The organism is Clostridium sp. 1001271B_151109_B4, from assembly GCF_015670405.1.
Taxonomy (GTDB): Bacteria; Bacillota; Clostridia; order Clostridiales; family Clostridiaceae; genus Clostridium.
This window is the reverse complement of the sequence record NZ_JADPBQ010000004.1, coordinates 184,798-197,086: the sequence shown is the minus strand read 5'-3', so window position 1 is coordinate 197,086 and position 12,289 is coordinate 184,798. Positions and strand designations below refer to the sequence as shown.

The following is a 12,289-nucleotide window of genomic DNA, read 5'->3' as shown; positions in this document are numbered from 1 at the left end:
TTAAAAGTAAGCCGACATTTTAAATGTCGGCTTTTAAAGTTTAGAAAATGGAATTAAATTTGCAGGATTATCTACATGATCTCCAATGAATTTCTCCATCCAAACAACATCTTTCCATTGTCCAAATTTATAGCCGCATTTATTAAAATGAGCAACAGTTTTGTACCCAAATTTTTTATGGAAGTTTTCACTTTGCTTATTAGGATAAGTGATACAAGCATTAATATTTATGATATTTTGAAGTTTAAGATATCTTTCAAGTTCATTATAAAGTAAAGTACCAATACCGCTTCTTGAATTATCATTTTGTATATAAATAGATGTTTCAACAGACCAATCATAAGCACGTCTACCCTTAAAAGCGTTTGCATAAGCATAGCCACAAATTTTATTATTATCTTCAGCAACTAAATAAGGATATCTAACTAAGGTATTTTTAATTCTATTTTCAAATTCTTTTACAGTTGGAGTTTCATATTCAAAGGTTATAGTTGTATTTTCAACATAGTATTTGTATATCTCAAGAAGTTCTTTTGCATCTTCAGCTTTTGCGATTCTAATATTCATTACTAAGCCCCCAATTTTTATATATTATAATTTAAGATTATCAGATTTTAAGTTGAATTTCTAATTATTTAAAGATGATTAGTATATGCAGTAGCATTAATGATTTGATAATCTGATATAATAGTATTAAATATGTCAATAATTTAAATATAGGGGAGGGCTCTATATGCAAGTAAAGGATACATGTATAGAAATAGCAAAAAAATATAATGTAGATTCAATTGGATTATTTGGAAGTAGGGCTAGAGGAGACTTTGATGAAGCATCTGACTATAATATATTTATAATTGGAAATATTGATTTAGATACTGAGTTACGTTTTGAATATGACCTTGAAAAAAGGTTAGATAGTGAAGTTGATGTTATAAAAATAAATAATGAAACTGATAAAATGTTTGTGAAAAATGTACTTAATGAAGCTATTATATTTTTAGATGAAAAAGGAAGTTTTGAAAAGGTATATAAGGAAATAGAAAATTTCTTTATAGAAAATAATGATTTTATTAAATTAAGGGAGCGAGATTTAATTGGTTAATCATAGTAGAGTAGTAAAGTTATTAGACTAAAAAATAATTTAAAAAGTATTAATGAATTAGAAATAGCAATTGAGAGTTTAGTAAAATAAAATTTATTTGTAATAATATCTTAAGGAAAATGAAAATTACTTTTAATTATTTAAGATTATAATATTAATAGTAGAAACAATAATCAAAAGAGGGGATAAGTCTTATGATGAAAAGTTATTTATTAGCAATATTAGTATCAATGGTTTTAGTAACAATCTTAAATATAATTTTAAATAAAAAGAGCAATAAACCAATAAAGTTACAACATTATTTATTTGGATATATGTTAATGTTTTATCTAGTGATTTCATTAAAAGATATAGTAGGTTTTCCTACTTTAAGTGATTTTGAAAGAAGGATAATGGTAGGAGCATCTGTATATAATCCAGTATTGAACTTTATACCATTCAGTAGTGGAATAGAAATTTCAACAATACTTAATATAATATTCTTTATGCCTTTTGGATTTTTACTACCAACATTATGGAAGAGGTTTAGAAAGTTTATACCTACAGTATTTGCAGGATTCATATTTTCGCTTATTATTGAAGTTGGACAACTATTCACTTTTCGTGCAACAGATGTTGATGACTTAATAATGAATACTTTAGGAACAATTTTGGGCTTTATTGTATTTAAAATATTTAGTATTATCTTTAAGAAACTTTCAAGTGAGACTGTGATTGAAGAGTATAATAAAAAAGGTTCAATTGTTAAGTATGGACCTTATTTATATATTGGAATTGCAGTTGTTAGTGTATTTTTTTGTTAGTGAAAGGATATTAGAATATAATTATAATTGATTAAATATAAGTCTTATAATAGTAGTTAATCTATACTTATATTAAAGTTATTATTTTTCGTCGTTAATATGGATAAATTAAAAGAGACTATATCAAATATTACGGGTGTGTAAATTATTTTGATATAGTCTCTATTTGATTTCAATTATGAAACTCCACTCACTTCGCTGGCGGAGTACACACAGTGTACCTTCAGGAAACGAAATTTAAATTTCGACTTTCAGGCAAGTTCGAATGACCAAATTACCAAGAAGGAAACTCCACTCACTCCGCTCGCGGAGTACACACAGTGTACCTTCAAGAAACGAAATTAAAATTTCGACTTTCAGGCAAGTTCGAATGACCAAATTGAAATTTGGATTCTCACTTAAGTTATACTACTTTACAACTATATTTACAAGTCTTCCTTTAATAACTATAACTTTTACTATAGTTTTTCCTTCAGTGGCAGCTATAATAGCCTCATCAGCTAAAGCAGCAGCTTTAATACCTTCTTCAGTTAAATCAGAAGCAACATTTATTCTAGCTTTGATTTTACCATTAACTTGGATAGCTATTTCAATTTCATCTTTAACAAGAGCTTTAGCATCAAATACTGGCCAAGCTTCGTTAAATACTGAGTATTTACCAGTTAATAATGACCATTGTTCTTCAGCAAAGTGAGGTGCAAATGGAGCTAAAATCTTAATAAAGCTTTCACATACAGTATTTAAGAAGTCTAAATTCTTAGTTTCTTCTTTCATATATTTAGATAAAGCGTTGATGAATTCCATCATTCTAGCAATAGCAGTGTTGAATTGCATCTTTTCTCCATCTTCAGTAACACCTTTAATAGCGTTATTTAACCAGAAATTTAATTCTTTTTCAGCTTTATCCATAGTAGTCTTATTATTAGTACCAGATTGGATAGCTTCTCTGCACATTGTTAGGTATCTTTCAATTCTATCTACAAATCTAGCAACAGATTTAATACCATCATCACTCCAAGCTCCACCTTCAGTGTAAGCAAATCCAAACATTAAGTACATTCTAAATACGTCTGCACCATATTCTTTGATGTAATCGTCTGGAGAGATAGTATTTCCTTTAGACTTAGACATCTTTAATCCATCTGGTCCTAAGATAAGCCCTTGGTGAGTTAAGCTCTTGAATGGTTCATCAAAGCTTAAGTAACCCATATCTCTTAAAGCTTTAGTTATGAATCTTGCATATAATAAGTGCATACAAGCATGTTCAGGTCCACCAACATATTTATCAACTGGTAGCATCTTATCTACTTTTTCTTTATCAAATGCAATTTTATCATTCTTATTATCTACGTATCTCATTTGGTACCAAGAAGAGCAAACGAATGTATCTAAAGTATCACATTCTCTCTTAGCTGGTTTACCACAACAAGGACAAGTAGTGTTTACAAAGCTTTCACATTTAGCAAGTGGTGATTTACCATCTGGAGCAAATTCAACATCATACGGTAATTGGACTGGAAGATCTTTTTCAGGAACTGGAACAGCGCCACAATCTTCACAATAGATTATTGGAATTGGAGCACCCCAATATCTTTGCCTTGAAACTAACCAGTCTCTTAATCTGTAGTTAACCTTAGCAGAACCTAAATCTTGTTTAGCTAGCTTTTCAACAATAGCTTCTTTAGCTTCTTCAGTAGTTAATCCATCAAATTCACCAGAGTTAATTAAAACACCGTATTCACAGTATGGTAATTCAACTTCTCCGTCTTTTTTACTAGTTATAACTTGATCTATTGGTAAGTTAAATTTAGTAGCAAAAGCGTAGTCTCTTTCATCATGAGCTGGAACAGCCATAACAGCACCAGTACCATAAGTTGCAAGAACATAATCTCCAACCCAAACTGGAACTTCTTTACCGTTTATAGGGTTTATAGCATATGAACCAGTGAATACACCAGTTTTTTCTCTTGTAAGAGATTGTCTTTCTATATCTGATTGCTTTTTAGCAGCTTCTTTATACTCTTCAACAGCAGCTTTATTTTCAGTAGTTGTTAATTCGTCAACTAATGGATTTTCAGGAGCTAAAACAACGTATGTAACACCATTTAAAGTATCAACTCTTGTTGTGAATACATTAAAGTTAATATCAGAGTTTTTAACTTTGAAGTTAACTTCAGCACCTGTAGATTTACCAATCCAGTGTTTTTGCATAGCAACAGTCTTTTCAGGCCAATCTAAAGTATCTAATTTTTCTAATAGCTCATCAGCATATTCTGTAATTTTAAAGAACCATTGAGTTAAATCTTTCTTAGTAACTTCAGTTGAACATCTTTCACAAGTACCATCAACAACTTGCTCATTAGCTAAAACTGTGTTACAAGATGGACACCAGTTTACTGGAGCTTTCTTTCTGTAAGCTAAACCATTCTTTAATAATTGTAAGAATACCCATTGAGTCCATTTATAATACTCAGGAGTACAAGTTATAACTTCATTTTCCCAGTTAAACATTGCTCCCATAGCTCTTAATTGTTCTTCCATAGTTTTAATATTCTTTTCAGTAGAATCCCATGGATGAATTCCAGTTTTGATTGCAAAGTTTTCTGCAGGTAAACCAAAGGCATCAAATCCCATTGGTTGGAATACATTGTATCCTTGCATTTTCTTTAATCTTGCCCATGAATCAACAGGTCCATAGTTAAACCAGTGACCAGCATGTAATTGGCTTCCTGATGGATAAGAGAACATTTCTAAAACATATAGTTTTTCGCCCTCTGCATCTGGATTAAATTTGTAAAGTTCAGTTTCTTCCCATTTCTTTTGCCACTTTTTATCAATGGCAGTTCCATAGTTACTCATAGTTTTAACACTCCTTTGGATAGCTAGGGATTAAGAGTTAAGAGTCAATAGTTAAGAGTTAAGGAATAAATTCAGCAGAGCTGAATTTAGAAATATTTTATCTTCACTCATTAATTCAAAACTACTAATTCAAAACAAAAGATTCCTAACTAATTATATTTATAATTTTTACCAAGTTTTATAAAAATATATAAAAAAAGCCCCTCATCTCAATTAAGAGACGAAAAGCTATATTTCGCGGTACCACTCTTATTAGAACTATTTTATAAGTTAAAAGATAATAGATGATGAATTTAAAAAATATATTTAAGAAACTCATTAGGAGTTTCGACCTTAGCTACTAACTATTAACTAAAAAAAGGTTCTCACTCAAATCCGTAACGGGGATTCCGTACTTGCTTTTAACAAGTAAGCTCCAAGGCAAGTTCCTATAAAAGTATCACTGTTTTGCAGCAACCAACAGCTCTCTAAAGATTACAGTATTATAGTACTACTCCTTTTCAATGCAATAAATATTAAATTTATTAAAAGATTTCAATATTTATTAATTATATATTAGTCTACTATAATAAGTCAATAAGAGTAAATATTATATTTATCTAAGGTAAATTAATACACATTGTAGGATAATAACAAGAAGAATTAAAGCTTATATTATTTATTAACTTATTTTTATTAAATAAAAAAACTTAAATATTAGATTAATTATTAAAACATTCTTAAGAATGCTAAATTGCTTTAAATTGAGGAAATTTCCTTATATACTAATTAAGAATGAGATGTAAGTAAAGTTAATGGAGGTGATGTTTATGTCATGCTTAGGAAATATTATTTGGATAATATTTGGGGGACTTTTTGGTGCAATAGGATGGTGCTTTACAGGATTAATATGGTGTATTACTATAATAGGAATACCGGTAGGAATGCAGTGCTTTAAAATGGCGAGGTTACAGCTTGCACCATTTGGTAAGGAAGTTGTTACAGTAAGTGATAGTAGTGGAAATTTAATAATGAATATTTTATGGTTAATATTTGGTGGTTTAGAGTTATGTATTGCCAATATAATAAGTGGATTAATTTTGTGTATAACAATTGTAGGAATACCATTTGCAGCACAGTCATTTAAAATGGCAAAGCTATCATTAATGCCTTTTGGAAAAAAAGTTATATAAGTGTATAATTTAATATTTTCTTTAAAAAGACATTTTAGAATCTTTTAAAATAGCTATATAAGTATGTAATTAAAAGTACATAGATTAATAAATAAATTTACCTGTGTTTAGAGTTTAAAATGCTTTAAGGTTATTAAAATATGCTAAAAATTGGTATAATATTATATAATTCTAATATTAATAATTTGAAGGGGCGATTTAAATGATTAAAAGATTTGTAACGTATAATGAGAATTTAGAAAAAAATACTGAGATTTTAAGTAAGGGAATATTTTTAACAACTAAGAGTGGAAGTAAAGTGAATTCAATGACTATAGCATGGGGAAGTATTGGTTTCATGTGGGGCAAGCCTGTATTTACAGTTATGGTAAGGCCTCAAAGATATACATATGGAATAATTGAAAAAACAAATGAATTTACAGTAACAATACCATATAAAAATGTGGATAAGGAAATAGCATTTTTAGGAAGTAAAAGTGGTAAAGATATTAATAAATTAGCACATTTAAATATTGATATTGTAGAACCAGAAAAAATAAATACACCTGTATTGAATATGGAAGGTATGCATTTTGAGTGTAAAGTTCTTTATAAAACTACAATGAGTGATAAGAATTTAAATAAGGATATAAAAGAGAGTAAATATCCACTAGAAGATTATCATACATTATATTTTGGTGAAATAGTATCAAGCTATATAATTAAATAATTATTATAGAAATAATATGTACCTCTGGAATAGGCCTAAATATTGGGTTAATTCTAGAGGTATCTTTTTATTTGAAAAAGAATATAAGACTACATTTTGGATAAAACTAAATGAGAAAAAGTATTTAACAAAGGATGGTGTATTTTGTGGCAATATTAAATTGTATTATAGGTGTGGCTTTTATATTTCTAGTAGCATTTTTATTTTCAAATAATAAGAAAAAAATAAATTGGAGGACTGTGATTATTGGATTTATAATTCAATTTGCTTTTGCATTTGCTGCATTAAAATGGAGCGTTGGAAAATATGTATTAAGTAAGATTGCCTTAGGAGTTCAATCTGTAATTGATTATGCAAAGGAAGGAATATCGTTCTTATTTGGCTCATTAGCTAATGATGGAAGTATTTTTGCTGTTAATGTTTTAGGAGTAATTATATTTATTTCAGCTGTAGTATCAGTATTATATTACTTAGGAGTTATGCAGTTTGTTATAAAGCTTATAGGTGGAGGCTTAGCAAAACTTTTAGGTACATCTAAGTTAGAAACTATATCATCATCAGCAAATATATTCTTAGGACAAACAGAAGCACCACTTTTAATTAAACCATATGTTGAAAAGTTAACAGAATCTGAACTATTTACAGTTATGGTTGGAGGGCTTGCTTCCGTTTCAGGGTCAATACTAGTTGGATATTCATTATTAGGAATTCCTATTGAATATTTAGTATCTGCTAGTTTTATGTCAGCCCCAGCAGGACTAATAATATCTAAAATAATAATTCCAGAAATAAAAGAAGCTAAAGTAAATGAAGAAATTGAAATGGTAAAGGACGATTCAGCAAATGTTGTTGATGCAGCATCTAAAGGTGCTATTGATGGATTAGGGTTAGTTCTTAACATAGCGGCAATATTATTAGCTTTTGTAGCATTAATTGCACTTATAAATGGTGTAATTGGAATAATTGGTGGATGGTTTGGAATAAGTAATTTAAGTTTACAATCTATTTTAGGTTATATTTTTTCACCAGTGGCAGTTATTATAGGGGTACCAATGAAGGAAGCTGTAGTTGCAGGTTCATTAATTGGTCAAAAGATAGTATTAAACGAATTTGTAGCATTTACAAGTCTTTCTGAAATAATGAGTACATTATCAGCTAAAACAATAGCTGTAGTTACTTTTTCTTTGTGTGGATTTGCAAATATTTCTTCTATAGCAATTTTAATTGGAGGAATAGGAGGTATGGCACCTAGTAGAAAACATGATATAGCTCGCTTAGGCTGGAAAGCAGTATTAGGTGGAACATTAGCAAATCTTCTAAGTGCTACAATTGCAGGACTTTTATTAACAATATAATTTAACTTAAATGTGTAATAACGAAAAAAGAGCATATTATCTTTTCAGGAATTTATGAAATTTCATCTTGAATTTATATAATTTACTCCTAAAAATTTGCTAAAGATTATAAACTAGCCTATGGGCTCAAGCATATAACCTTCCTTACGCAAATTTTTATCCGTAAATTATTAAATTCTACGGTTTAATTTCAATATTCATTTCAATAATAATATCCTCTTTTTTTCTGCACACACATAAAAAATAAATTTAACCTAACACCAAGTTACAATTATTACTAGCACAAACATTAACTAATAAAAACTAAATTGCGATTAATTAGTGCATCTGCTAATTAATCCAAACCAAATTGGCTCAATGCCGTACATCTGGTAATAAAGAAAAAGATAAATGGAGTATCGGAAGGAATATTATAATTGAGTTTTAGAATTTAATTATTAGCGGAAGAAAATGACCGTTAAAAAGCTGAGGGAGTAAAACAACATTTGAAGCTTTAGGTGATTTTCTGGAGGAAATAATATAAATTCTTAACGAAAATTATATTAATTCTAGGAGAAACTCCATTTATTTTTTTTGCACTACCATGATAATTTTTTTTAGGAAACTCGACTCTTTAACGGTGGCTGAGTACACTAAAGTGTATCTTCAAGGAGCAAAATTGAAATTTTGACTTTCAGGCAAGTTCGCCTAGACAAATTGAAAATTTGGAGACTTACTTAATAAATTTTTAATAAATATGATAATTTTTTTGTAAGACTTTCTTGTTACTATATAAATATAAGTTGAGTGACATGGTATAATAATACATTATGAAGGGAGTGTAGTTTAGGTATGGAAAAAAATAATGTTTTAGTAGTAGATGATGATAGAGAAATAGTTGATGCTATTGATATATATTTAAGAAACGAAGGAATTAATGTAATCAAAGCTTATGATGGATTAGAGGCATTAGAAGCTTTAATGGAAAATGAGGTGCATCTTATATTAATGGATATAATGATGCCTAATATGGATGGACTTAGAACTACAATGAAAATAAGGCAGGAAAAGAATATTCCAATTATATTAATTTCTGCAAAATCAGAGGATACAGATAAAATATTAGGTCTTAATATGGGCGCAGATGATTATATAACTAAGCCTTTTAATCCATTAGAACTTACAGCAAGAGTAAAGTCACAATTAAGAAGATATACTGTCTTTGGAAATTATGGTGGAAAAAAAGAAGAGGAAAGCAATTCAATAATAAGTAGTGGAGGACTTTCATTAAATCAAGATACAAAAGAAGTATTAGTTGATGGAGAATCAATTAAATTAACTGCAACTGAATTTGGAATATTAGAATTATTATTAAGAAATCAAGGTAGGGTTTTTTCTATAGATGAAATATATGAAAGTGTATGGAAGGAACCTAGTTATAATGCAGAAAATACAGTAGCAGTACATATACGAAGGATTAGAGAAAAAATAGAAATTAATCCTAAGGATCCTAAATATCTAAAGGTGGTGTGGGGAATTGGATACAAAGTCGAAAAATACTAATGAAGAAAATATTAACGAAGAAGAGATAAGAATTTCAGATAAAAAAGAAAAAAATAATAAAAAAAATATTTTAAATAACACCAACAGTAAATATATAGTTTATATTTTAACTATTATATCATTAGCGTGTACATTTTTATCAGGAGTAGAAATTAGGGATAACTTGGAATATGTTATACCAGAGAGAGTATATTTACAAACTCAAGTAGCAAGCAATATATATGATTATACAGCCTTAGTAGAAGATTATTCATTATATTATAAATCAGCTAGTTATGCTAAAGATAAGGAAAATATAACTAAAAATGATATAGAGATTTGTAAGGCAGAATTACTAGATAAGGCAAATGATGAATATATTGAGTATAGAGAATCTAGATATAATGATGATAGTTTTAATAATTTAACTTATGAACAGCAAGAAAAAATCTTAGAAGAAGAAAGAGAAAAAATAGATGAAAAATATACTTTAAGTAATGAAGAGATGAACGAGTATATTTTAAATAGAAAAAGTAATAGTGCAAGTGATTTAAATAATAAAATAAAATCATATGTTAATTTAAATTTTAGGGCCTATGATAAATTAAATGATGTTTGGATTGGTGGAAATGAAATTGATCCTAATGACATTATAGTAAATAGTAGATATTTCAAAGAAGTAAACATTGATTACAATGGAAACATAATAGAAAAAATATATGTTAATGGTAAGGAAATAAATAAGAATAATATATTAAATAAACTTGTTGGTGGTTATGGATATAGTGATAGATTTATTGATTATAGTTATGATACTATGGCTACTAGTGAGCTCAAGCTGGATTATAGCGAAAAGCATAATATAACATTATATATATGGATGCCTGAAGAGCTCCAATCGGGTGATGTGGTTTCTGAAAGTTTTAAGAGTGTAAAAAATAATGTTACTAGTTTTTATTTAAGTTGTACTACATTTGTAGTATCTTTAGCTTTAACAATCTTCTGCTTATTATACTTAGCTAAATATAAAGTAAAAGTAGGGTTAATAGAAAAAATAATAAATAAGGCTAAGGTATATCCTATCGAATACAAAGTTGGAGTTGGAATTATAGCATGGATAATTTGGGATATAGGGCCTCGTATTTACTATAATTCAAATAATTATATAAGAAGATTAAATTTAGTCTCAATAATTTGGGTAGCTATAGTAGTAGTAATTTACTACTTATTATTTAGAGTTATAATTGTTAGTTATAATGAAGGAACCTTACTTAAAGATAATCTTACAATTAGAGCTTGGAATTATTTAAGTGATGTAATGAATAGAGGATCTATAATAAGAACATTCTTAATAATGACAGCTTTATATGTAGCATCAGGATTAGTATTATTTTTCTTATCAGCAATATTTTTTATATGGCCAATAGGAATAATTGCAGGGATAATATTAACGATTATATATATTATAATGTTAATTAGAGATTTAATTTATTTAGATAAAATAATGGTTGGATCAAAGGCTGCGGCAGAAGGTAAATTAAACTGTAAAATAGATGAAAAGGGAAGAGGGCACTTAAGAGAACTAGCTCATGATATTAATAATATGAGAGATGGCTTAAAGAAATCTGTTGAAAATGAAATGAAGAGTGAAAATATGAAAACAGAACTTATTACCAATGTATCTCATGATTTAAAAACACCTTTAACTTCAATAATTAATTATATTGATTTATTAAAGAGAGAAAATATACAACCAGAAACTGCTATGGATTATGTAAATATATTAGATAAAAAATCTCAAAGACTTAAGGTTTTAATAGAAGATTTATTTGAGGCATCTAAAGCAGCAAGTGGAGCTATGGAACTTAACATTGCTAAAATAGATATCGGACAATTATTAAAGCAAGCATTAGGAGAAAATGATGAAAGATTTAAAGATAGTAATTTAAATGTTAAATTAAATGTTCCAGAAGAAAAGATATTTATTAATGGAGATGGGAAGAGGTTATATAGAGTATTTGAAAATCTTCTTTCTAATATAGTTAAATATTCCTTAAGTAACACTAGGGTTTATATTGATATGTATAAAGAAGAAAAAGACGTTATAATAGTAATGAGAAATATATCAGCTTATGAGTTAGGTTTTGATACTAATGAAATAACAAATAGATTTAAACGTGGAGATGCATCAAGAAGTACAGAAGGATCAGGATTAGGTCTTGCTATAGCTAAAAGTATAGTAGAACTTCATGGTGGAAGCTTTAATGTTGAAGTTGATGGAGACTTATTTAAATCTATAATAAGATTAAAGTAGTATAATTTTAGAGAATTATTAAAAAGAATTAAGAAGTTTGATTAAGGAACAAAAAAGCATTTTGCAATTAGATTTAAGATTAATTAGATTAAAAATTTTTGGTTTATTACTTGAATGAAATTAATAAAGAGCTGTACTAAAAGTATGGCTCTTTTATTTATAATATTTTATCAGTTGATAATCAATATCTTATTGTATATGGATAAAGCTAGTAATAATGCTAAATGATATGTATTATCAATTAGAAAAAATTTTAAAAAATTTTCAAAAAAGACTTGTAATTAATAATAATTATTATATAATAATAAATGTAAGGTGATTCGAGAGAACACAAAAAACAAAAGAATAAAAGAACAGGATAATAAGAAGTTAAGATAATTAAATATATATCAAAGAGATTTTAGGAGGAATAAAATTATGAAAAAATTTGTTTGTACAGTATGTGGATATGTTC

Annotated in this window: 9 protein-coding genes and 1 other annotated feature; of the genes, 7 read left to right on the top strand and 2 right to left on the bottom strand. The window is 27.8% G+C overall.

Going from position 1 to position 12,289, the window contains the following annotated elements; all coding sequences use genetic code 11:
- Positions 1-33: 33 nt before the first annotated feature.
- On the bottom strand, positions 34-567 hold the full coding sequence (locus tag I4V63_RS04655) for a GNAT family N-acetyltransferase (protein WP_196000131.1): 534 nt from the start codon (positions 565-567) through the stop codon (positions 34-36).
- Positions 568-733: 166 nt separating this feature from the next.
- Between I4V63_RS04655 and I4V63_RS04650 the strand changes: the two genes are divergently transcribed.
- Both I4V63_RS04650 and I4V63_RS04645 read left to right on the top strand, forming a co-directional pair.
- Positions 734-1,102: a nucleotidyltransferase domain-containing protein gene (locus I4V63_RS04650; RefSeq protein WP_196000130.1), complete on the top strand. Its 369-nt coding sequence runs from the start codon at positions 734-736 to the stop codon at positions 1,100-1,102.
- Between the two features lie 194 nt (positions 1,103-1,296).
- Positions 1,297-1,905 (top strand): VanZ family protein, encoded by a 609-nt coding sequence (locus I4V63_RS04645; protein WP_243280446.1) that lies wholly within the window; start codon positions 1,297-1,299, stop codon positions 1,903-1,905.
- Positions 1,906-2,313: 408 nt separating this feature from the next.
- Here I4V63_RS04645 and leuS read toward each other — a convergent pair whose 3' ends face one another.
- On the bottom strand, positions 2,314-4,764 hold the full coding sequence (gene leuS / locus I4V63_RS04640; protein WP_196000129.1) for a leucine--tRNA ligase: 2,451 nt from the start codon (positions 4,762-4,764) through the stop codon (positions 2,314-2,316).
- A gap of 213 nt (positions 4,765-4,977) precedes the next feature.
- Positions 4,978-5,277, bottom strand: a binding site (T-box leader).
- A 296-nt stretch (positions 5,278-5,573) separates the two neighbouring features.
- Between leuS and I4V63_RS04635 the strand changes: the two genes are divergently transcribed.
- The 5 genes from I4V63_RS04635 to I4V63_RS04615 all read left to right on the top strand — a co-directional run bounded on the left by I4V63_RS04635 (position 5,574) and on the right by I4V63_RS04615 (position 11,835).
- A complete protein-coding gene (locus tag I4V63_RS04635) occupies positions 5,574-5,936 on the top strand; it encodes a YccF domain-containing protein (protein ID WP_196000128.1) in 363 nt (120 codons plus the stop codon).
- A 202-nt stretch (positions 5,937-6,138) separates the two neighbouring features.
- A complete protein-coding gene (locus tag I4V63_RS04630; protein WP_196000127.1) occupies positions 6,139-6,645 on the top strand; it encodes a flavin reductase in 507 nt (168 codons plus the stop codon).
- 134 nt (positions 6,646-6,779) lie between these two features.
- Entirely contained in the window at positions 6,780-8,000 is a 1,221-nt protein-coding gene (locus I4V63_RS04625) for a NupC/NupG family nucleoside CNT transporter (RefSeq protein WP_207746497.1), read from the top strand.
- Between the two features lie 831 nt (positions 8,001-8,831).
- Positions 8,832-9,542, top strand: a complete 711-nt coding sequence (locus I4V63_RS04620; protein WP_196000125.1) for a response regulator transcription factor — start codon at positions 8,832-8,834, stop codon at positions 9,540-9,542.
- A complete protein-coding gene (locus I4V63_RS04615; protein ID WP_196000124.1) occupies positions 9,517-11,835 on the top strand; it encodes a histidine kinase dimerization/phospho-acceptor domain-containing protein in 2,319 nt (772 codons plus the stop codon). Before I4V63_RS04620 ends, I4V63_RS04615 begins: the two co-directional genes overlap by 26 nt.
- Positions 11,836-12,289 lie beyond the last annotated feature (454 nt).